General features: G+C 63.0%; 17 protein-coding genes. 5 read left to right on the top strand and 12 right to left on the bottom strand.

What is annotated here, in order from left to right:
* Positions 1 to 6 precede the first annotated feature (6 nt).
* Positions 7 to 978, bottom strand: a complete 972-nt coding sequence (locus KF838_04045; GenBank protein ID QYK49025.1) for a VWA domain-containing protein — start codon at positions 976 to 978, stop codon at positions 7 to 9.
* A 235-nt stretch (positions 979 to 1213) separates the two neighbouring features.
* Between KF838_04045 and pyrH the strand changes: the two genes are divergently transcribed.
* Both pyrH and frr read left to right on the top strand, forming a co-directional pair.
* Positions 1214 to 1948, top strand: coding sequence for a UMP kinase (gene pyrH / locus KF838_04040; protein QYK49024.1), 735 nt, complete (start codon positions 1214 to 1216; stop codon positions 1946 to 1948).
* A 96-nt stretch (positions 1949 to 2044) separates the two neighbouring features.
* Positions 2045 to 2608: a ribosome recycling factor gene (gene frr / locus KF838_04035; GenBank protein ID QYK49023.1), complete on the top strand. Its 564-nt coding sequence runs from the start codon at positions 2045 to 2047 to the stop codon at positions 2606 to 2608.
* A 27-nt stretch (positions 2609 to 2635) separates the two neighbouring features.
* Here the strand turns inward: frr and sppA are convergent, their stop codons facing one another.
* From sppA to KF838_04020, 3 genes are all read right to left on the bottom strand, one after another.
* A complete protein-coding gene (gene sppA, locus KF838_04030) occupies positions 2636 to 4423 on the bottom strand; it encodes a signal peptide peptidase SppA (GenBank protein ID QYK49022.1) in 1788 nt (595 codons plus the stop codon).
* A gap of 112 nt (positions 4424 to 4535) precedes the next feature.
* Positions 4536 to 4943 carry a metallopeptidase family protein gene (locus KF838_04025; GenBank protein QYK49021.1) on the bottom strand — a complete coding sequence of 136 codons (408 nt, stop codon included), beginning with the start codon at positions 4941 to 4943 and terminating at the stop codon, positions 4536 to 4538.
* Complete coding sequence (locus KF838_04020; GenBank protein ID QYK49020.1) at positions 4924 to 5826, bottom strand: hypothetical protein; 903 nt, start codon at positions 5824 to 5826, stop codon at positions 4924 to 4926. Before KF838_04020 ends, KF838_04025 begins: the two co-directional genes overlap by 20 nt.
* Before the next feature lie 223 nt (positions 5827 to 6049).
* On the opposite strand from KF838_04020, the gene KF838_04015 reads away from it, so the two are divergent.
* Together KF838_04015 and KF838_04010 are read left to right on the top strand one after the other, a co-directional pair.
* Positions 6050 to 6979 carry an AAA family ATPase gene (locus tag KF838_04015; GenBank protein ID QYK49019.1) on the top strand — a complete coding sequence of 310 codons (930 nt, stop codon included), beginning with the start codon at positions 6050 to 6052 and terminating at the stop codon, positions 6977 to 6979.
* Between the two features lie 21 nt (positions 6980 to 7000).
* Positions 7001 to 7243 (top strand): CDGSH iron-sulfur domain-containing protein, encoded by a 243-nt coding sequence (locus KF838_04010; GenBank protein ID QYK49018.1) that lies wholly within the window; start codon positions 7001 to 7003, stop codon positions 7241 to 7243.
* Here the strand turns inward: KF838_04010 and KF838_04005 are convergent.
* The 4 genes from KF838_04005 to KF838_03990 all read right to left on the bottom strand — a co-directional run bounded on the left by KF838_04005 (position 7235) and on the right by KF838_03990 (position 14174).
* Complete coding sequence (locus KF838_04005; GenBank protein ID QYK49017.1) at positions 7235 to 10321, bottom strand: FAD-binding protein; 3087 nt, start codon at positions 10319 to 10321, stop codon at positions 7235 to 7237. The genes KF838_04010 and KF838_04005 overlap by 9 nt on opposite strands.
* Positions 10322 to 10531: 210 nt before the next feature.
* Entirely contained in the window at positions 10532 to 11494 is a 963-nt protein-coding gene (locus KF838_04000; GenBank protein QYK49016.1) for a type II secretion system protein, read from the bottom strand.
* A 192-nt stretch (positions 11495 to 11686) separates the two neighbouring features.
* Positions 11687 to 13033, bottom strand: coding sequence for a hypothetical protein (locus KF838_03995; protein QYK49015.1), 1347 nt, complete (start codon positions 13031 to 13033; stop codon positions 11687 to 11689).
* A 136-nt stretch (positions 13034 to 13169) separates the two neighbouring features.
* A complete protein-coding gene (locus KF838_03990; protein ID QYK49014.1) occupies positions 13170 to 14174 on the bottom strand; it encodes a prepilin-type N-terminal cleavage/methylation domain-containing protein in 1005 nt (334 codons plus the stop codon).
* Positions 14175 to 14967: 793 nt separating this feature from the next.
* Here KF838_03990 and KF838_03985 point away from each other — a divergent pair.
* Complete coding sequence (locus tag KF838_03985; protein QYK49013.1) at positions 14968 to 15468, top strand: RidA family protein; 501 nt, start codon at positions 14968 to 14970, stop codon at positions 15466 to 15468.
* Between the two features lie 25 nt (positions 15469 to 15493).
* On the opposite strand, the gene KF838_03980 is transcribed toward KF838_03985, so the two are convergent.
* From KF838_03980 to KF838_03965, 4 genes are all read right to left on the bottom strand, one after another.
* Complete coding sequence (locus KF838_03980; protein QYK49012.1) at positions 15494 to 16054, bottom strand: hypothetical protein; 561 nt, start codon at positions 16052 to 16054, stop codon at positions 15494 to 15496.
* 63 nt (positions 16055 to 16117) lie between these two features.
* Positions 16118 to 17740 carry a phosphoribosylamine--glycine ligase gene (purD, locus tag KF838_03975; GenBank protein QYK49011.1) on the bottom strand — a complete coding sequence of 541 codons (1623 nt, stop codon included), beginning with the start codon at positions 17738 to 17740 and terminating at the stop codon, positions 16118 to 16120.
* Between the two features lie 39 nt (positions 17741 to 17779).
* Positions 17780 to 18463, bottom strand: a complete 684-nt coding sequence (locus tag KF838_03970) for a 4'-phosphopantetheinyl transferase superfamily protein (GenBank protein ID QYK49010.1) — start codon at positions 18461 to 18463, stop codon at positions 17780 to 17782.
* The gene (locus KF838_03965) at positions 18460 to 22500 is read right to left on the bottom strand and encodes an amino acid adenylation domain-containing protein (protein QYK49009.1); all 4041 of its coding nucleotides are present in this window, start codon (positions 22498 to 22500) and stop codon (positions 18460 to 18462) included. The genes KF838_03970 and KF838_03965 overlap by 4 nt, the downstream gene beginning before the upstream one ends.
* Positions 22501 to 22527 lie beyond the last annotated feature (27 nt).

Here is a 22527-nt window from a genome sequence, read left to right as displayed (position 1 = left end):
ACATGATCAAGGGCCGGAGACCTCCACGTGCGTGTATGTGCCGCCCGAGTCCTGGGCGATCTGTCGCATCTGTCGTTCGGCGCTTCGGTCGCCGAAGGTGATGCAGTGGATCGGGATCTGCATCTCCATGTTCATTTTCTGGAGTTCGGCGACGACGGCCTCATCGAACTGCCCGTCGGTCATGAAGAAGATGGCGTCCGGGCGGGGGCGGGTCGAGAACGCGATCAGGAAGGCGGGCATCGGTACGGTTGCTCCGCCCGGCTCGATACGTGAGAGGGCTGCCCGTATCCACTTTTTGTTTCGATCGATCGCCTCCGACCATGTCCGCCTGTTCTCTAGAAGCGCGGCATCTGACGAGAAGAGAACCACAAGGAACGATGCGCCCTCAAGAAGTTCCTCGATGGAGGCGATGAGTTCCTGACGCGTGCGATTCCACTTTCCGGCGACACCCATGGACCCTGAGACATCGACGATGTAGACAATCCGGGATCCCTCTGCTTCGACGCCGAAGAACGAAGTTCCGGAGCCGCTCACACCTGTCGCCAATCTCGATATGGCCCCGACATCACCCGCGCCTGCGCTGGAGCCGATTGAATCGAGATCGAGCGAGATCGACGACAGATCTGCCATGAGTGAGGTGTCGAGCAGATCGAGTGTGGGCTGGGCTGTGTCTGTGGTTGCCTCAGGAACCACCGGCGCCTGCTGGGGCAGTTCCTGGGCCTGGATCTTTGCGAACTCCTGATCGGTCATGACGGCGAACTCGACCTCGCTTGCCGGGAGCCCGCCGGGCCTTGAGTTCGAGTATGTAAAGACCATGATCAGGCCCGCGAGGAGCCACATGAACAGGTGTACGCCGATCGAGATTGCGATGCCGGCGAGCGTCGCTCTCCGCAGCCAGAGCCAAGCCGACGCGGAGCGATCGGCAGCGTCCGCGTCTTGGGGCTGGCCGATAGAAGTTGGGTCCGATCCATGAACCAAGCGTGTACCTCGGGTTGCCTGCTGTCCCCATTATCGTACAGAATCGGACGGGTCTCCGTCGCCCATTCGCATCCCGCTGCACAAGGTTCGGCGATCCGGGGTGCCGCTTGACGTTGGGGCGCGGGAACCGTTCAATCAGCCGAGGCGTTGGACGCTTACGAGTGCGGATGCCGCGGTCGTATTTACTGTCACGGATCGGCCGCAAGGCCGCGAACCATTGAGGAATGAGCCCTACATGAGCCCCACCACGGCACGGCGTCCTTACAAGCGTGTACTGCTCAAACTCAGCGGCGAGTCTTTCTGTGCTCCGGGCGGTTTCGGGATCGACCCAGCGGAGTTGGGCGTGATCGCGGGCGAGGTGAGGGACGCCTCGCGGCTGGGGGTTCAGCTCTCGGTTGTGGTCGGGGGCGGGAACATTATCCGTGGCGCGGAGCTCGCGGCCTCGGGGCATATCCACCAGGCCACTGCGGACTACATGGGGATGCTGGGTACGGTGATCAACGCGCTGGCTTTGAAGGAGAAGCTGGTATCGATGGACGTGGAGTGCCGCGTGCTTTCGGCTCTGGAGGTCCGCTCGGTGGCGGAGCCGTTTATCCGCGGTCGAGCGGTGCGTCACCTTGAGAAGGGGCGTGTGGTGATTCTCGCGGCGGGAACGGGTAATCCGTTTTTCACGACGGACACGTGTGCCGCACTCCGCGCGACCGAGTTGGAGTGCGAGGTTCTGCTGAAGGCGACGAAGGTTGACGGGGTGTATACCGCGGACCCGAAGCGTGATCCGAGTGCGACCCGGTACGAATCCGTCACTTTCGCTGAGGCGATCAGCAAGCGTCTGGGCGTGATGGACATGACCGCGCTCGCTATGTGCCAGGAGCGGCACATTCCGGTGCTTGTCTTTGACTTCAAGAAGTCCGGGAACATTTCTCGCGTGATCCAGGGGGAGTCTATCGGGACATTGGTCCACAACGGCTGAGCGGCGAGAGCGGCACTATCATGGATTTCCTTTCGTTCGCCACGCGACCGGGCGAGCGGCGTCTGCCGCCGGCCTCGACGCAAAGAGGGCTTCGCCATGACTGATCCGGACACCATTCTCCTTGAAGCCGAAGAGACGATGACCAAGGCGGTCGATTATCTGAAGCATGAGTTGAGGGGCATCCGCACCGGGCGCGCGACACCGGCGCTTGTCGAGTACCTGAAGGTGGACTATTACGGCTCGCCGACGGACCTGAAGGCATTGGCATCGATCACGACGCCCGAGCCGACGCAGATCCTGATCAAGCCGTTCGATGTCGGTGCGGTTTCGGACATCAAGCGAGCGATCGAGACCTCGGGCATCGGGATGAACCCGATCGTCGAGTCGAAGCAGATCAGGATCAGCGTGCCGCCGCTCTCGCGTGACCGACGCCAGCAACTCGTCACCCACTGCAAGAAAATGGGCGAGGAGCAGAAAGTTGCCCTGCGGAATGTCCGGCGCGATGCGAACAAGCACGCGGACGGACTGAAGGGAAGCGGGAAGATCTCTGAGGATGAGATCGAGACGCTGAAGACCGAGATTCAGGACCTGCTCAAGAAGTTTGAGGCCGAGGTAGACCGGCACGTTGAGGACAAGAGCAAGGAAGTCATGGAGCTCTGATCATTCCAGGTCGCGTGGGCTTCCCGATCACCTCACGATGACAGCTCTCGGCATCGAGAGGATCACCGGCTCTCGACGGAGTTGGGACAGCGAAGCCGCTGCGTCACGCACGGCGGGCCACGCCCTTGGTCCGATGATTGTCCTTGCCATCTCGAGCATGGGATTGATCGTGATGGCTCCGCCGACAGCGGCCGAGGGTGAGCGGACCAGCCCGCCGAAGGCGGACTCAATGAACTCGTCGAATCCCATAGGTCCGGGGTAATCGACGATCTCATACCGATCAATACCGAGCGATGCGGCCATATCCGAGATTGCTTCGCTGAGGGAGCCGATCTCATCGGCCATCGCGAGTTGCACGGCCCTTTCTGCCGTGAAGAGCCGCCCCTCGGCCGTCTTCGAGACATCGATGCCCTTTCGGCCAGCGGTCACCCTTGAGAGGAAGATGTCGTAGGTCTCCTTCATCTTGGACCGAACGAGATCGCGTGTCGCGTCGTCCCAGGGTTTGGAGGAACTGAAGACGTCTGAGCCAGGGCCTCTTCCTCGGGAGACCACGCGGACCTTGAGCGTGTCGTAGAGCTCACCCATTGAGAGTTTACCTCCGACCACGCCGATCGAGCCGACGATGCTTGATGGGTTCATGTAGATCCGGTCGCCGGCGACGGCGATGTAGTAACCTCCGGAAGCGGCCATGGAACCCACGCTGACCCAGACGGGCTTTTTCTCGGCAACCCTTTTGACGCCCTGCCAGATCACCTCGCTGGCGATTGCCGAGCCGCCGGGCGAGTCGATTCTGAGCACGACGCCCTTGACGAGTTTCTCATCTCGGGCTTTCTCGAGCGCGTTTCGGATCGTTCGGCTGCCGACGCTCTGCTCGCCGAAGAGCCCGCCGAACGAGGAGTCGCCGTCAACGATCGGCCCCGTGATATGCACGACGCCGATGGCCGGGCCTGTGGGCGTGTTGCTCGGCGTCTTGGAGAGCATCCCGAGAATCGCGAAGGGATTGCTCACGTCGATGCTGCTCTTGCCGGCTCCGATCTTGGCGTCGATCCACTGGACCTGCCCGCCGAGACGAGTAGCTAGGTGCTCGTCGATGGTTGCGAGATCGACGACTGAGTCGATGAGGCCCGAAGCGATCTGATCTTCGGGAAGCGAGAGCCAGATCGAGGACATCGCGGCGTCGAGCTGGGCGTCGGTCAGATTGCGGTTGGTGATGAGCGTGGAGCGCATCGCGCCGTACATGCCATCGAGCAGCTGGTCGATGTTCTGGTCCCACTGAGGGCTGGGCGCGTTGCGAGTCATCTGTTCGTTCGCACCCTTATAGTCTCCGACTTGGATGAGTTCTGGCTTGACACCGATCCATGAGAGCGAGTCCGCAAGGTACATCTCTTCCATGTACATGCCGGAAAGGGCGACGGGTCCGCCGGACTGGACGATCACTTCGTCGCCGAATGATGCGAGCACCAGTTCGACATTGCCGTATGCCTCGGCGAAGACGTGGACCTTCTTCCCGGCCTTGCTCAGGGCAGAGATCGCTTCGCCGATCTCCTGGGCCTGGGTGAAGCCGAGCTCGGCGTCCTTGAGCCGGATCACACAGGCGTTGATCCTGGGATCCTTGGCCATGGCACGGATCCCCTCGACGAGTTGTCGGGTTGTCGGCTCTCCGTCTCCACCCATCAGCCAGGCGAGCGGCGAGGGAGCATCGGCGGGCTTGCCCTTGATCTCGACCATCGCGACGCCGACCTTGTCTGCGGCGAGCGCGGCTCCTGCCAGAAGGAAGGTTGAGAGCGTGACGCTGATGAATCGTGCTGCGGACATCTCGGTATCTCCTCTGGCCGGATTGCGTCGGCCGACGTGACAGTGCTACTGGCATTCATGGGAAACGGTTCCACCCTGTGTCGGGTGCAACGCCAACTTTCAATAGGCGCGCTCAGTCATACCCCAGATCGTAGAGATCGTCCTCGTCGAGCCCCATCTCGTGACCGAGTTCGTGCAGAATCGTCACGCGGATCTCCTCTGCGACGGCTGCATTCGAATCGGGGCTCTCCCACCCCCCCGCCAGCGAGACGATGCCGATCCTGAAGAGATGGATCTGGCTGGGTAGCTCGCCGGATTGCTCGATGGACCGATCCGTGATGGAGTGACCGGTGTGGAGCCCACAGAGTGATTCAGGATCTTGTATGACTTCGGGATCCTCGATTCCTTCAAGAAGATCCGGGGTGGGCTTGTCGAGGACCACGATCGGCACCTCGTCAAGAGCGCGCCGAACCGAGGCGGGAAGGGCACGGATGACCTCTTCGACGAGACGATCGAACCTTTCACGCTCCGCGGGGCTCATCCGAACCCTCCGATTTCGGGGGGCCAATCAACTGATCGAGATCAAGCGGCTCTGACAGCACGGCACGACGGAGCCGCCATGTATCGACGAAGATGCTCACCAATCCGAGCGTGCAGAGCAGAGCCGAGAGGACGGACAGAGCGACGCCGATGCTGCGGAGGACGTCCATCCTGACTGGTCTGAGCCCTCCGGATGCGAGTTGGATGGCATCGCCAAGCACGCCGACGCCGAATGCCGCTGCGAGGGCGTACATCGTCTGACGATCCATGCGTCCTGTCCTCAGGACGAGCGAGCGCGAGACCAGAACTCTGGCGTTGGGTCGAAGGCCGATGGTGATCAGGACGCCGAGCAAGCCACAGAGCAATCGAACAGCGACCCGCTCGGAATCGACTCTCGATGAGAAGTAGTCGAAGCCAAGACCGTTTGCGGTGTTCGAGAAGAGATCCCAATGCAGCCAGGCGAGCGGCAGGAACGCGGCCGAGGCAGCGGCAGCCGCGAGGATCTGGCGTCTGGGGATCTTGGCATGAGGGCGTATGAGAACTGCCGCTCCGAGCCCTGACAGGAGGGTCGCGATGCATATGGCGAGTGGCCCCCAAGACGGGGTCAAGGTGATTGAGAACATGGAGTAGGCCATGCTGCCGAGATGCATCACCCACATGAGGAGAGACACGGCCATCGCTCCGGAGGCCCAGAGCATGAGGCCGGCGAAGGTCAGATGGGGCCTTGCAATAGGTTGCAGTTCCTTGGCGTATGGATCGACGACGGCGAGAATCGTGACGCCGATGGGCAGTCCGCACTCGGGGCAGTTTGAGGCGATTGATAAGCCGCGCAGTTCGTACCGGCAGCGAGCGCACGGGATGTGTCCTGAGAGTTGGTGGCCCACGCGCTCTCGTGGGGGCAGGGGCTCAACAACTCCGGGTACGGAAAATGGATGATCGCTCTCTGGCGATGACGGCATCAGGACTCCGGCCCCTCCGCGAGGCCTTGGTGAAACGTCAGCAACGTCCACAGCGTACACAAACAGGGGCGGCCCGACGAGCCCGCAGCCCGGAGGGGGGCGGACACTATACTCCGCGGCTCAACCCGTACCGAGGACCCGCTCTGCCATGCACGATGCCATCGAACGTTTGAGACGGAACATCGGGACGGTCTTTCTGGGGAATCCCGGGGCGATCGATGCCGCGATCTGCTGCCTCTTGGCACGCGGGCATCTGCTGATCGAGGACGTGCCGGGGGTCGGGAAGACGATTCTGGCGAGCGCGATCGCGAGATCGGTCGAGTGCTCATTCAGCCGCATTCAGTTGACACCCGACATGATGCCGACGGATGTGCTGGGCGTCTCGATATACGAGAAGGACTCGGGTCAGTTCGTGTTCAAGCCGGGAGCGATCTTTGCGAACATCGTTCTTGCCGACGAGATCAACCGGACGACGCCTCGGACGCAGACGGCGTTGCTGGAAGCGATGAACGAGGGGAGCGTCTCTGTCGATGGTCGAGCGCTCACGCTGGACCAGCCGTTCATGGTCATTGCCACGCAGAATCCGTATGAGTTCGAGGGAACCTATCTGCTGCCTGAGAACCAGTTGGACCGGTTCCTGATGCGGATCGACGTCGGATACCCCTCCCCGGCCGACGAGGCACGGGTCATCGAGCTGCGTCCGGCCTCGACGCCGCTGCACGACCTCAGGCCGATCATGCACAAAGAGGATGTCATCCGGCTTCAGCAGGCGGTCGATGCGGTGCGGCTTGACCGGACGCTGGTTGACTACATCGTCTCGCTCGCGAACGCGACACGACGCCACGAGGCGGCCCAGGTGGGGCTCTCGCCCCGCGGCTCGCTCGCGCTGGCTCAGGCGGCACGGGCGGCGGCGTTGATCGATGGACGCGACTATGTGATCCCGGAAGACATCACGTCGAACATCTTCCGCGTCTGCGCCCATCGCGTGATCCCGAGGGCGGCGGTCGCGGAGACCGAGGGTCATGCCTCTCGTCGCATACTTGAGGACTCGATCCGGGCTGTCGCTTCGCCGCTCTGATGAACCGCTGGGAGTCACTGCATGCCACGACTTGTCCGCTTCAGCCAGACCGGCCCAATCAAGATCGACCCATCTACGCTCCCGCTCGATGAGCAGGGGAAGCCGAAACCGATCTTCATCTGTGCGTGCGGGATCAGCGAGAAGTTCCCGTTCTGCGACGGATCGCACAAGGCATGTCGCCAGGAAGATCCGGCGACGCTGTATCAATACGACCCCGCGACGCGACAGCCCACCGAGATCGGACCCGACGCATCGTCAGCGTGATCGGCGGGGCTGGTTCGTGTCGGGGCAGATCAGATCGGCAACGATCTCGATCGGGTGGCGAGCTTCGGTCCCTGCCCCGTCGTGGACCTGATGGCGGCAGGAAGTTCCCGGCGCGGCGATACACGCGTCTGGCCCGGCATTGCGAACCTCGGGCAGGAGCGAGAGTTCTCCGATCTTCATGGAGAGGTCGTACCGCTCGGGCGCGTAGCCGAACGCGCCGGCCATGCCGCAGCACCCGCTGTCGAGCACACGGAGGCGTGGGCCGACGAGACGCATCAGGAGTCGCGATGAGGTCTCAACACCCCAGAGTGCTTTCTGGTGGCAGTGGCCGTGAAGGATGACGGGACCAAGGGCCGCGTCCTTGAGCGTCGGATCGGGCTCGCACCGCTTGGGGTGGCTCTCCCACTCACGCTCGACGAAGTCTTCAATGAGCATCGACTTGGCCGCGAGCTTCAGGCGTGACTCGATGGGCGTCTTGACCTTGAGTTTGAGCCAGTCGTCCTTCATCGCGGAGAGGCACGACGGCTCCAGAACGACGATGGCACGGACCGCGGTGTTGTCGACGAGCGGGCGGAGGCGTGTCATGGTGCGATCCACGGATGTGATCGCGTCTTCGAGCATGCCGAGAGAGATCATGGGGCGTGCGCAGCAGCCCACATCGGCGAGCACGACCTCGTATCCGAGGTGCGTGAGCACACGCCCCGCTGCGAGGCCGATACGCGGCTCGTTGAACATCGCGAAGCAGTCGCCGAAGAGCACAACGGCGGGGCGTTTGCCCGTCGGGCGCGGCGTGGCCCGCACGCCCGCACGCCTCAGGACGCGGTGAAGGGGCTCATCGAAGGCGGGGATCGAACGGCGCGGGTCGAAACCGAGCAGCCGATTGATCGCCCAGCGACCGGGGCGGCTGTTGTTGACGGTGTTCGTGAGCCAGGGGGTCATGGACGCGAGCCGCCCGAGCGCGCGAGCCCGTCCGAGGATCTGTGTCGCGAGCGGCACGCCGGATCGCTTGAAGCGCTGCGCGGTGTACTCGGCCTTGAGCCGGGCGATGTCGACGTTGCTGGGGCACTCGGTCTTGCACGCCTTGCAGGAGAGACAGAGGTCGAGGGTGCGGATTGTCTCCGGGTCGTCCCACGCCGCGCCGTGGGTGCCGGGGGCGTTGAGTTGGCCTGTGATCGCGAGTCGGAGCGCGTTGCCTCGTCCGCGGGTCGAGTGGCGTTCGTCGAGTGTGCCCATGTACGAGGGGCACATGGTGCCGCCGGATTTTTTGCGGCAGACGCCGGCACCGTTGCACATCTCGACGGCGTGGTCAAAGCCGTGCTGGTCGGTGTAATCGAAGTAGGTCTCGACGGCGGGGACGATCGCTGCGCCACCCTCCCAGCGGCGGCGATTGTCGGATTCTGGTTCGCTCGGCGCGGGCTCGATCCTGAGATTCGTGACGATCGAGCCGAGAGGGCGCGGCTCGACGATGTTGCCGGGGTTGAGAAGGCCCTGCGGGTCGAAGACGGCCTTGATGGCGCGGAACGCCTCCATCAGGCGGGGGCCGAAGAACTCTTCGAGCAGGGGGCCTCGCACGCGCCCATCGCCGTGCTCTCCGGACATGACGCCGCCGAGAGAGCGGGCAAGGTTGGCGACCTCGGATGCGATGGCCTGCATGGCGACCCTGTCTTCGGGATCGCGGAGGTTGATGAAGGGCCTCACGTGGAGCACGCCGACGGAGGCGTGTGCCCAGAACGCGGCGGTGGTGCCGTGAGATTCAACGATGCGTCGGAACTCGCGGACGAACTCCCCCAGGCGTTCGGGCGGGACGGCGTTGTCCTCGACAAACGTGACGGGCTTGCGGGCTCCGGGCACGCCGTGCAGCAGGGGTTCGCCGGCCTTGCGGAGTTTCCAGGCGCGCATCATGGCGTCGGGCTCGGTGTAGGTTCGGAGCGATTCCGCTCCGAATCGACGCTTCAAGACAGTGAAACGCTCCTCGATCTCGGCCTGCGCGCCGCGGGGCGTGCCGTCGCCATCCGCGAAGTATTCGACGTAGAGCACGGCGCGGAGTTTCCCGTCGAGCGGCTGGGGCATCAGCGCGACGTAGCGTGCGTACTCGGCGTTCGCGAGCGCGAGGTCGATCACCGTGTCGTCGAGGAGTTCGACCGCGCTCGGCCCGGTGGCGAGGATCGGCATGAGGGCCTCGATCGCGGCATCGACCGAATCGAACGCGATGGTCGCCAGCCCCTTTGCGATCGGGAGGGGGTGGAGTCTGAGCCGAGCGCCGAGCGTGAGGGCGAGGGTGCCCTCGCTGCCGCACAGGAGATGGGCGAGATTGAGGGCGAGCGGGTCGTTGTTGTTGCGCTCGAGCTGGTCGAGCATCATGTCGAGCGCGTAGCCGGCGTTGCGCCGGATCGTGCGCGGGAAGCGGGCGCGGATCTCTTCGGCGTGGGCGAGGACGATGGAGGCGACCCTGCGTGAGAGATCGGCGACGACGGGATCAGACCGACCGGCCCCCTCGTAGAGCGTGAGACGGTCGCCCGTGCCGAGGAGGACGCTCGCGCCGAGGAGATTCTCCGAGGTGCGACCGTACCTGACGGACCGCGCGCCCGCGGCGTTGTTGCCGATGCAGCCGCCGATGTTCGCGTGGCGACTCGTGGCGGGATCGGGCGCGAAGAAAAGTCGCTTCGGCGCGAGAAGGGTGTTGAGATCGTCGATAGCGATTCCCGGCTCGACATCGCAGGTGCGGGCGTGCTCGTCGATCACGAGCACGCGACGACAGTTGGGGGAGAGGTCGATGACGACCGCGTGATTGGTGCACTGGCCGGCGAGACTGGTGCCTCCGCCTCGGGGGAGGATCGGGAGCCGGTTCGCGAGGCAGAATCGCGCGGCAGCGAGTGCGTCATCCGTATCGGCCGGGATGACAATGCCGAGCGGCTCGACCTGGTAGAGCGAGGCGTCGGTCGCGTAGAGCATCCGATCGTGGAGCCCCAGGCGGACCTCTCCGCGGACCACGGCGGTCAATTCGCGGAGCGCGGCGTGGTCTTGCTTCGAGTCAGCGGAGCGGGATGTTTCGGGTGTTTGGATGACGGGCAGGTGCATGGGTGACCCCGGTGGCGAGACTCTATCGCCACCGGGCTCTCTGGATCCTCAGGAAGGGGGGGTGGGAAGGCCACGGGGACCAGAAACATCGGCTCGGAGAGGCGAGCGTACCCAGAGAAGAGGCACGCCGCACTGGAGAGCGATGCCACGCAAGACTGTGCCAGCATAAAGACACACCGCTCTGGAGAGCGGTGCCACCATGGAGCAGATTCAGTCGTAGAAGGGTGTGATGCGGATGCGGGGATCGGATCCGACGACTGTCTCGGCAGTGACGTTGTAGAAGGGGTTGACGTAGCTGTTGGTGCCGATGTAGGCGTTGGCCTCGATGCCCGCGCCTGATTCGCTGCTCTCGCGCTCGTTCTTGAAGATGTTGTCCTTGTAGGTCCGGGGGGGAGCGGTGGTGGAATCGACAAACTCGAACTGGTCGGGATCGGGCTTGTTCGCAAAGGCGACGGACCCGTCACAGACGCCGAGGTTGCCGTTCCACTGCTTGGATGCGCCGTGGATGCGGAGCGTGTTGGATCGGTTGCTTGCCGGATCATCGAAGAGGACCCATGCGCCGGGAGTCCCGTTGTAGCGAGGTCCGCGATTGGCGACGAGGACGCTGTCGCCGTCGGTGTCGAGGCGCCACTCGTCGGCCCGCTGGCCGAAGGGGGGTATGAGCCCGAAGGAGAGATTGGCGTTGGTGCCGCGCCGGCCGGTGCCGATGCCGGTCGCGCTGGCGTCGATCTCCTCGGTGTTTCCGGCGAAGCCGGGATCCCAGAGGGCGTCTGAGGGAGAGGCGGCCCTGTCGGACGAGCCGTATTGATAGTCCTCGGCGCGGGCGATGCGTGGGTTGGTCTCGGCGGCGGAGACGGCCTGCTCGACCTTGAGGAGGTTGTTGAAGATCAGCACGGAGATGATGTTGCCGGCGTTGTCCTTCTCGCGCGGGTGGGCCGCAGCCATGGTCGTGTCGCTGCGATCGAGGCGGCTGGGGAGGGGATAGGCGCCATCGTTGTTGCCGGACCAGACGTGAAGGGCCTGGACGATCGAGCGGACGGAGGTCGAGTCCTGCAACTGGCGGGCGGATTGACGCGATTTGCCGAGAGCGGGTATGAGGATGCCGATCAGCACCGCGATGATGGCGATGACGACGAGGAGTTCGATCAGAGTGAAGGCGGTTCGAACGCGCATTGCTGCTGCTCCATCTCTTAACAGGCCGCCAAACCGACGATCCATTGCAGAGTGTATTCGCACGGGACGTGCCGCGTGTTGCCTCGTTCCGGCGTCCGACGGGGCGAGCGATTTCTCGAAGCAAGCGTGGCCGGACGATTGCTCGCCCGGCCACGACGTGCGGCAATTAGGAAAGCATGAGAACGCCACCGGTCAACAGCCGATCCCATACCAATCGGCAAACAACAAGAAATCGAGTATGTCGATCTCTCCATCCTCGTTCATGTCAGCCAACTCATCCTCGCTACCGTATGCGTCAAGAAAGTCCAATAGATCAAGAATATCCAGAACACCATCATCATTGAAGTCGCCCAAGCAGTACATGCTTAAGAATGCATCAACATCATCTTCATCAATCAACCCATTGCCATCGATATCCGCCAATGGGTGATACTCACCATTCTCGTCATCTTCAATATCGACACCGAGCAGAGAGACGAGTAAGTCGTAATCGACGGGGCGCACATCGCCACTATCATTGATGTCGCCCGGGGCTATGCAATTTAGCGACATCCTTAATCTAGTATCTAGCATAGAAGGTATGTACCGAATCTCTTGCGTAACTTCAACACTACTCGGCTCGCCGTCAATGCTTACTACATACGATGACGAAGAAGCTTCCGTAACAACCTGCGACGATCCACCGCAGTCACCACCGTAAGACGCAATCGATGTCTGTGGATGCGCAAACCACCCTTGCCGCGAGAGAACTGTGCCGTCAGTGGTTACAACTGCCTGACCTTGTTTAATAGAGTTTGTTATATACACGGAAGTACCAGACTCCATAGATCTGACCGTTGACTTCCAGTACACTCTCAGTGTGCCAGTGCCGACGTCACTGACTAGGCAGTCATCATGAAACGAATTATCCCCTTTAACAAGATCAGTACTTACCAAGTCAATTGCAACTGTGATGAGGTCATCGTATGGAACGTTGCTAGCAGTCCGCTCAATCGCCACCCTTGATACACGCTTAAAATGCGATGACGCCGTACTACCAAATCTACTTGGCCCACTGCTGACTTGATAGCCTGCAAGGAATGCGTTTGCCTGCATGTACGATGACATAGGTGTTTGAGAGAAATCAAGCACCTCGTTAGAGTCATACGAAGCTACGGGTTCATAGAATCCTCCAGTTCCAATCTGAATCATGTTATCGTCGGCATATGAACTCGCAGGCGAATCTAGGAGGACACTCCAAGGAACGCGCAGACGTATAAAACCATCGATATCACTTGTACATGCTCCATCCACAACAGCCTTCACGCAGCCAACGTACCAGCCCTGAGAATCGTACTGAATTCCCCTTGCAACAGCTATGCCGCCCGAACCTATTCCAGACCGTACTTCGACTATTGAATCTAAACCACCAGCTGCTCTTCTTATAACACCTGTACAACCGCAGTCTCCAGGTGGTATTGCGCACTGTGCTGCGGCTGAATGGGTCACCGCACAGCTCGCCCATGCAATACAAAATATCCTAGAAATCGACGTTCTCATGCAAGTTCCTCCTATTTTGTGAATCTACAATCAGCAACATGATACGCGAAATGAAATTGCGCCGTGTAGTTTCCAACACGGCGCACTACATTAACAGGTGAACGACAGACGAGCGATCTGTGCTTATCAGTTGGTGTCAATCGAAGAACGGATCAACAAGCCTGCGATTGACGCCTGTGACCTCTGCGCCGCGGTAACCACGGAGGTAGACGTTCGAGTTATCGATGCCGGACGTCACCATATCTCTCGCACTGGAGGAGCTAACTGTCCGGTCGCTGTCCTTCTCGTTCATGAAGAGGTTGTCGTTCTGGGTACGAGAGGCGACGGGAAGGCCGGAGAAGATGAAGGTGACGGAGTCCGGATCGGGACGGGTCTCGAAGTTCACGTGGTTGTCGTTGAAGCCGATGTTGCCGGACCACTTGGTGCGGCTGCCGTGGATCAGGAGGGTGTTGGAGTTGGTGCCGAGGGGGGTCTTGTAGGTGTTATCGGGAGACGACTTGCTGGTATCTTCGAGCTTCCAGCCGACGGTGGTGTCCAAGGTGAAGGACGGGCCACGGTTGCCGAGGGAGGCCTCGGTCGCGACGAAGGTGTTGCCCCACTTGCTCTTGCGGCGGCCGAAGGGAGGGGTGTGGGCGTAGGAGAAGCCACCCGGATCGGTGACGTTCTCACCCGGCCCGATCGCGGTATCGCCGGGATACGCGCGGAAGGCCGGGTCCCAGAGGGCGAGGGACTTGTCGGAGGCCTTGGCGGCTTCCGGCGAGTCGAACTTGTACTTGTCGTAGACCTTGATGTCGCCGTTCACTTCGGCGGGGCTGATGAGCAGTTCGGGGGCGATGAAGGAGTTGAAGACCAGCACCGAGAAGAGGTGGCGGGTGATGTTCTTCTGCTCATCCTTGCCCGCGCCCGGGTCGGCCACGGTGTTGTGGGCCTTGTCGAGGCGGCTGGGGTATGGGTACTCGTCCTGATTGTTCTGGGCCCAGATCACCATGCCCTGCATGATGCCACGCACCTGCGTGGAGTCCTTCAACTGGTTGGCCGCCTGACGGGCCTTTCCGAGGGCCGGCAGGAGGATGCCGATGAGCAGCGCGATAATCGCGATGACCACCAGCAATTCGATGAGGGTAAATGCACGACGCTTCATGTTGGCTTCACTCCGTATATACGAATGAACCAGGGCAGACGCCGGGAACGCCCCGGACGCGAATTGAACCGAATCGCCCGAACGGTATGGGGAGGCCTCAGGAGGGAGGGCACCACCATGTCGGGCAGCCAAACTCAAGTGTAAAGCAGACTCAAACTACGCGATGCTCAACGATCCATGAGCGAGATCCGCGAGCGTGGTTGGCACGCTACACCGAGCCAGTGGATGCTCGTGCGGGGGCTCGATCGAAGCGGGAAGCAGCACGCGACAATTGTCGGCGATGCGTGGACCTTCGCGGGTCGATCATCGGGATGTCGGCTGCGTGTTGGCCCGTGCGATTATCACGGGGGCGGTCAAACGACCGCGAATGAGGGCATGAATGGTTCATGCACAGGACCAGTCGCCAGCCAGCCGCCGGGATTGCGCATCCTGACGGCCCATATAACCTACAACGTTCCTTTCGCGTGTCAAGGGGGGGAGGTTCCGTCTGCACGATTTTGGGTGAAGAATCGGGAGTTCCCCCCCCCCCCCCCCCCCCACGCCCCCGCATCACCCCCATCGCCCGCCCCTTGCGCCTACTCCCCCGTCCACTCCCCCACTATCCTCCCCTCGGGCCTCCCCTCGGGCCTCCCCTCGGGCCTCCCCTCGGGCCTCCCCTCGGGCCTCCCCTCGGGCATCATGCCGCGCGACGTTGGGGGCTGGTGCGTGTATGCAGGGGGTGGGTGCCGCGTAGGGTGGAGGACGGGGGCGATTCCGGGTTTCGTCATGCGAGCGCCTTTGTGGAGTATGAGCGATGAGCCAACCTATCTCGGAGAACGTCGGGACCCACACCGGATCGCCTGAGAAGCGTCTTGCCGAACTCGGGATCGTGCTTCCTCCGGCCCCGAAGCCGGTGGCGGCGTATGTCCCGGCGGTGCGGAGCGGTTCGCTGCTGTTTGTTGCGGGTCAGATCCCGATGCGAGAGGGGCGGCTGTTGCACCAGGGTCGCGTGGGTGTTGAGGTCTCGATCGAGGATGGGATCGCCTCTGCTCGGCAGTGTGCGATCAACGGGCTGGCGGTGATCCGAGAAGCGCTGGGCTCGCTCGACAGTGTTGGGAGGGTTGTGCGGCTGGGGGTGTTTGTCGCGTGCGATGCCGGGTTTCATGACCAGCCCAGGATCGCGAATGGCGCGAGCCAGTTGATGCTCGATGTGTTCGGGGAGGCGGGGCGTCACGCGCGTGCGGCGGTTGGGACGAATGATCTGCCGCTGGGTGCGCCGGTTGAGATCGAGTTCACGATCGAGGCGAGGGGGTGAGACGGCGGCGCGGGGGGCTGAGAGGTCAGCGCGGCTCGTATCGCATCTGGAGGTTCGTGTCGCCCCAGACGCGGAGGCGGACCTTGGCGGGCTCCGTGGGATCGAGATTGGCGATGACGGCGGTTTCGGTCGGCTGGAAGCGGTGGGATGCGCTATCGCCGGGGGAGAGGCGGGCGACGACGATCGTGCCGGGGCCGCGCGAGGCGGAGATGAGCACCTCGGTGTCGCCGGTGTTCTCGATGTCGCTGAAGAAGGATGAGGGCTGGCCGCCTCCGAGGAGGAAACGCTGCGCTCCGGGAACGGTGAGGGCCGAGATGAGATCGGCACGCCGGATGGGCGGGATGCCTCCGACGATGCGGGTTCCCTTGCGCCGGGGCGTTTCGGTCGCTTGCGGTGCGTCGGTGCCTGGATCGACCTCGGGGGCGGACGTCGGCTCGCTCGATGCGGACTGGGACTCGTTCGGCGCGGGGATGTCTCGCGACTGGCAAGAGGGAAGAACGAAGGCCATGAGCAGCACGAGGAGCATCAGGGGTGGAACGGGGCGACGCGGTGCGAGACCTCCGGCATGCCCGACCAGAACTGACATGGGGATGCTCCCTGGGAATTTGTATTGAGGCGATGGTGCTGAGACGTTCGCGGGGATGATCGTTCACGATTGGGCGCGTGCGGCGACGAGCGGCTGTGAGCCGATGTCGCGTCGATAGTGCATTCCATCGAAGCGGATTCTGGAGCACCCCTCGTACGCGCGTCGGCGTGCGTCTTCCAGCGACGCGCCGAGGGCGGTGACGGCGAGCACGCGGCCGCCGGTTGTGATGAGTGTGCCGTCGGGTTCTCTCTTGGTTGCGGCGTGGAGAACGGTGACGCCGTCGATGCTTGAGGCGTCCTCGATGCCTGAGATCGCGGCACCGACGCGGGGCTTGGCTGGGTAACCGGGGCTTGCGATGACGACCGAACAGGCGTGGAGGTCGGTCCAGCGGACATCGGCATCGGCGAGCCGGCCCTCGCACGTGGCGAGCATGATCTCGAGCAGGTCGCTTTCGAGGCGTGCCATGAGCGGCTGGCACTCGGGATCGCCGAAGCGGCAGTTGAATTCGAGCACTTTGGGGCCGGCGTGGGTGAGCATGAGTCCGGCGTAGAGGACGCCCTTGTACTCGATTCCTTCGCGGCGCATCACGTCGAGGATCGGCACAAGGACATCGCGCTCGACGCGGGACATCATGGCATCGTCGAGCGCGTCCGAGGGGCAGTATGCGCCCATGCCGCCGGTGTTCGGGCCGTCGTCTTCGTCCAGCAGGCGTTTATGGTCCTGGCACGGCGGGAGGACGAGGATCGATCGTCCGTCGGTGATGGCGAGCACGCTGACCTCTCGGCCCTTGAGTTTCTCTTCGACGAGCACCGCTGCGCCCGCATCGCCGAAGATGCGTCGGCGCATGATCTGATCGATCGCCTCTGCGGCCTCGGCGAGTGTGCGGGGAACGACCACGCCCTTGCCGGCGGCAAGGCCGCACGCCTTGATGACGGGGAGAGAGGGGAGATCGAGGGAGTAGAGTCTGGCGATGGAGACGGCGAGTTCCTTCAGATTCTGCTCGCTGGGCAGAGGATTCGACGCGCGTCCGTGTCCTTTGGAAGATGAGAGGATGTCCTTGAGGAGCGTCATGTCTGCGGCGGCGTAGGTCGTGCGTGCGAGCGCGGCATCGCCGATTCGGCGGAGTGCGTCGATCGAGCGTCGAAGCATCGGGGCACGCTCGACGCGAGTCTGAAGGTCTCGCAACTGCAGGAATCGATCGTCTGCGAGGCAGGAGGCCTCGATCGCGGCGATGGCTGCGTCGGCATCCGTGAAGGCGCGGGCTTCGGCGGTGGGAACTGCGGCGGCACGCATCAGCTCCTTCGCGTAGGCCTTGTCGGCTTCGAGCCGAGCCCCCGCAGCCGAGGGGCCGAAGACGTGACGGGTCGGTGAGGCGAGCCGATCCGCGAAGCCGTCGGCAAGTGGCTGTTCCGGGCCGATGACGACGAGGCCGATGTTGTGCTTGTCGCAGTACTGGTTGAGGCGGTAGATCTCACGGATGCTGACGGGGACATCGACGGGCGTGCCGATCGCGAGCAGGCCGGCGTTCGCATCCGGCTGGACGTGGAGCGTGCCGAGACGAGGAGATTGGCGGAGCTTGAGGGCGAGCGCGTGCTCGCGGCCACCTGTACCGAGCAGGAGCACATTGACCGTTGACGAGCCGCCGAACCTGGGAGATTGACTGGAATCTTCTGGAGACGTCCGCATGAGCGATCGTATGCGGGAGCGGCCTGAACGGGCGTGTCATCAGCGGGACTGGTTTTGCCCGAGCGCGACTGCTCCGACGTAGCCGGACGGAGCTGGAAGGTCGTGGAGTTCGATGGCGAGTGGCAGCGGTGCGGCGTGCGTGATGAGCGTCGGACCGATGACGCTGACGGTCGGCGGGTCGGTCGCGAAACCGGTGCCGATCGCTTTGAGCGCGGCCTCTTTGCGCGACCAGAGTCGGAAGAACCCGAGCGTGTCGCCATCTTGCCACTTGCGGAGTTCGTCTGGCGACATAAAGACCGCGGCCGCGGCGGGGGATGCCTGATCGGGATCGAGGCGAGCGAGATCGACGCCGAGCGGAAGGTCACGGCACCAGGCGATGAGAGCGAGTTGCCCCGCGCTGGAGGTCGAGATCACGAGAGAACTGATCTGATCAGGCCCCATGACCCGGGGACGGCCTAGTCGATCTGAGTCGATGCGGATATCAGCGGGGTTCAGGTCGTGCTCGCGCGCGATGAGGACTCGCCGCAGCCATCGCCGGCGGATGAACGACTCGCGTGCATCCGGGCTTCGGAACGCCGTCGCACGGAGGCGTTCTGCTTCGTCGATATCCGGCAGGAGGGACTGGGGTTCGGGCAGGAGGCGCATGTCGCCCAGGAAGATGCGCAGGCCGGTCGGTCCGCAAGGGCACTCGATCTCGCTCACACCCGCGAGCGTCGCCGTCATGACGAGGCACCGGCGGGTGATTCACGCGGGGGTGTGATCGCCGCGTTACACGCCGGCGCATCGTGGGTGCAGGCATCGGCGAGTACCCGCTCGAACGCTTCTCCGACGTTGTTGATCGTCTGGAGGCCGAAGAAGTTCGCGTGGTCGCACTCGACCGGGATCAGGTCGAGGCCTCCGATCGCGATGTGCTCCCATCCGAAGGCACCCATGTTCTGGAACATCTCTTCCTGGATCGTGGCGAGGAGCATTGAGGTCTTGCCCCCCCATGGACGGGGCGCGTATGTGAAGTATGCCTTGAGATTCGCGTAGCGTGTGTCCAGGCGGCGCAGGGAACGTGGGATAGGCAGATTGAATCGCTTGAGGGCCTTGTACGCTTTCACTTCGACAACGCCGATGTACATCTTCCTGACGAACTCGACCGGGCCGTTTCGGAAGTGCCAGCGCAGACGCTGTACGAGTGTTCGCTTCGCCAGATTCTGGCCCACGACTCGGGGGACACGAGTGTCGAGGATGACAAGACGCTCGACGGTCTCGCCGCGTTGCGCGAGACGATGCGCGATCTCGAGTGCGATCATGCCACCGAGCGAATAGCCGCCGATGACGTACGGTCCTTCGGGCTGAACCTGGCGGATCGCCTTCTCGTAGGTTGCGGCCATTTCTTCGACGCTTGTCTGGGGCTGCTCGACGCCGTCCATGCCGCGTGCCTGCAATCCGTAGATCGGCTGGTCAGGCGAGGTGACCGAGAGCAGACGCTGGAGGAAGAGCACGTCGCCGTCCATGCCGTGCACGCAGAAGAACGGCGTGCGAGAACCCGTGGCGCGAACTGGTACAAGCGGCGAGCGATGATCGTCTGACGAATCGGCATCAATGACGGCGGCGAGTTCTCGCGGGGTAGGAGCGGCCATGAGCGTCGCGAGGGGCAGGCGTCGTTTGAGCTTGTCCTCGATCAATGCAAAGAGTTTGACAGCGAGGAGCGAGTGGCCACCGAGATCGAAGAAGCCGTCGTCCTGGCCGACGCTGTCGCGTCCGAGGACCTGACGGAACAGCCCCACGACTTCCGAAGCTGTTGAGCCGGGGATCGGCTCGTCCGATGCAGACCCGGCGCGGAGCTTTGTCGGATCTGGGAGCGCGGCCCGATCGATCTTGCCGTTGGGCGTCCGGGGGAGTGCCTCAAGCACGACGAACTCGCTCGGCACCATGAACGGCGGGAGCTTCGATTGGATGTAACGACGAAAGTCGGCTGCATCGAGCGACCCGTTCCTCGGCGCGACGTACGCAATGAGGCGATTGTCGTTCCCTTGGCGTCGTGCGATGACAACTGTTTCACCGACCTCGGGGTGTGCGATGATCGCCTGCTCGACATCGCCGAGCTCGATGCGGAACCCTCGGACCTTGACCTGGTAGTCGGCCCTGCCCATGTACTCAACGACGCCGTCTCTCGAGCGCCTGGCGAGATCTCCCGTCTTGAAGATGGTCGAGATGCCCAGCTCCGGGAACGGATTGGGGAAGAACCGCTCGGCAGTGAGATCCGGACGACCGTGGTATCCGTCGGCGAGCGGATCACCCCCGACATAGATCATGCCGGGAGAGCCGGGCGGCGATGGTTGCATGTCGTGATCGAGCAGGAGTACGGCTGCGTTGTCGATCGGCTTGCCGAGCGGGATGCGCCCGAGGATGATGTCCTCACGCGTCACGGAATGGGCGAGCACGTCCGCTGCGACCTCAGATGAGCCGTAGAGGTTGACGAGCTCAATCCTGGGCGCGACGTCGAGCAGACGCGCAGCGAGTGCGGGCGCAAGAGCTTCGCCGCTGGAAACGACGATCCGCAGCGAGGGAACACGCTTGGCGAGATCGGGCGCATGATCGAGGATTGCTTCAAGCAGGGCCGGGACGACGACGAGGCGCGACACCCTGTTCGCGGCGAGATGGTCTACAAGGGCACGCGGGTCCTTGACGATCTCCTGCGGGATCACCACGGTCTCGATGCCGGCGAGCATCGGACCGAAGACTTCCCAGACGTGGTCAACGAAGTTGATCGTGGTGCACCAGCAGGTGCGTTCGCCCTGCTGGAACGGACGCGTGCGATACATCCACTCGAATCGGTTGATTGCGCCACGGTGCGTGCCTCGCACGCCCTTGGGCTTCCCGGTCGAGCCGGAGGTGTAGATGATGTACGCGGCATCGTTCGGAGTGATCGGAACATCAACCCAGCCGCCGGGCGAGTTGCGTGAGGCACGATCGATACGCATGAATCGAACAGCGTTCGATTCTCCGGTGCCGATCACGGTCTCTCCGAGCGAAGACGCCACGATGATCGCGGGCTTTGCATCTTCGACGATCTGCGACAACCGTGCCTTCGGATATGTCGGATCGAGCGGCACATATGACGCGCCAGCACGGAGAACGCCGAGGAGAGCGACAGGCAGATCCAGCGAGACCTCGACGCACACGCCGACCGCTGCGCCGTGTGTAACACCGGCGGCCATCAGGTCTGAGGCCAATCCTGCAGAGCGTGCATCCAGTTCGGCGTATGTCAACGACGATTTGCCGAATCTGTATGCCACGGCGTCTGGTGACTTCGCTGCTCTGGCGTGGAACGCCGAGACGATCGTTGCGTCACGGTCCCGAGGGTGGGTTGTGCGGAGCGTGTCCGACATTGCGCCGGCCCGGTCTTCTGGAGAGAGCACCGGCACCTCGCGAAGCGGGCGTGATGGATCGGCGGACAACTCTCGCAACGCAAACGCGAACTGTCCGAGCACTTCGCGCACACGGTCGCGATCGAATGCCGCGGCGTCGTAGCGGGCCTCAATCTCCAGATCCTTCCACGGCATCACCATGAATTGCATAGGAACCACGGCCCATCCATAGGACTTCGGTTCTTCGATCGTGAGTGTTGCGGAGCCGTCCCGCCTGGCATCGTCGAGGGGGTAGTTCGCGAGGATGACGAGCGAGTCGAAGAGCCCTTCGCGCCCTGTCATGCCGCACGCTTCCTGCACGGCCCGCAGACGTGTCTGCTCATATGGAGCGGATGCACGCACCTGGGACTGGATCGTCTGAAGGTACTCAGCCACGGTCGAATCGTGCGTGTAACCCGTGCGGATTGGCAGAGCGTTCATCACCAATCCGACGACCGCATCGACGTCGGGCACATCTATTGGTCGAGCCGAGACCGTCATGCCGAAGACCGGTTCGGAGGACATGGCATGCCGCGCCATCACCAGGCCCCACGCGCCGAGGATCAACGTACCGATGGTGACACGCATGGAGCGTGCGGCGGATCTCAATGCCTCATACTCATCGCCTGTGACTTTCACGCTGCTGGTCGAGAGTTCAGCGGAGCGACCAGCGGCCTCTTGCTCGCTGCGTCGAAACGGCAGCGGCGTGAGCGTGTCGTAGCCGGATAGTGCCTTGGCAAAGTGTGACTTTGCTCCGGCGTTCCACGCCGGGTCGGCTTCCTTCGCCGCGATCCACGCGACGACGTCTCGGAGCCGCTTGGCGGGAGGAAGCCCATCCGGCACGCCCCTTGTGATGGACGAATACAACTTGTCGACATCGCCGAGGATGATCGAGACGGACCACGCATCGACGAGGATGTGGTGGAATGTCCAGATCAACCGATGCAGATCTGGCCCCAGACGCACGAGTACGAAGCGAATCAGCGGCGGCTTCGACACATCGAAGTTGCGACGACGATCACTCAGGAGAAACGCATCCAGTCGCGCCTGGGCCGCGTCGGCCGTGAGCCCGGTCCAATCCTCCTCGGTCCACGGGAGGTCGACCTCGCGTGCGATGGCCTGGAGCGGACGCTCGCCCTCGGGCCAGGCGAACCTCGCGCGAAGGGCCTGGTGGCGGTGCACGACCCGCCTCCACGCTTCGCGATAGGCGGCGGTATCGAGTGGCCCACGGATGAGAAACGTGAACTGCTCAAGGTTCGCCGCACCACCGGCTCCATACAGCGAGTCGAAGAGCATCGCCTCCTGCATGGGCGTTGCGGGATAGATGTCCTCGATATTGCGCAGTTGCGGTCGCTCGGCCATGTGGAACCCTCACGTTGCGGAGCATTC

Source organism: Phycisphaeraceae bacterium, from assembly GCA_019454185.1.
Classification (GTDB): Bacteria; Planctomycetota; Phycisphaerae; order Phycisphaerales; family UBA1924; genus JAHBWV01.
Note: the sequence above shows the minus strand (reverse complement) of the source record. Positions and strands in the feature narration are given on the sequence as shown.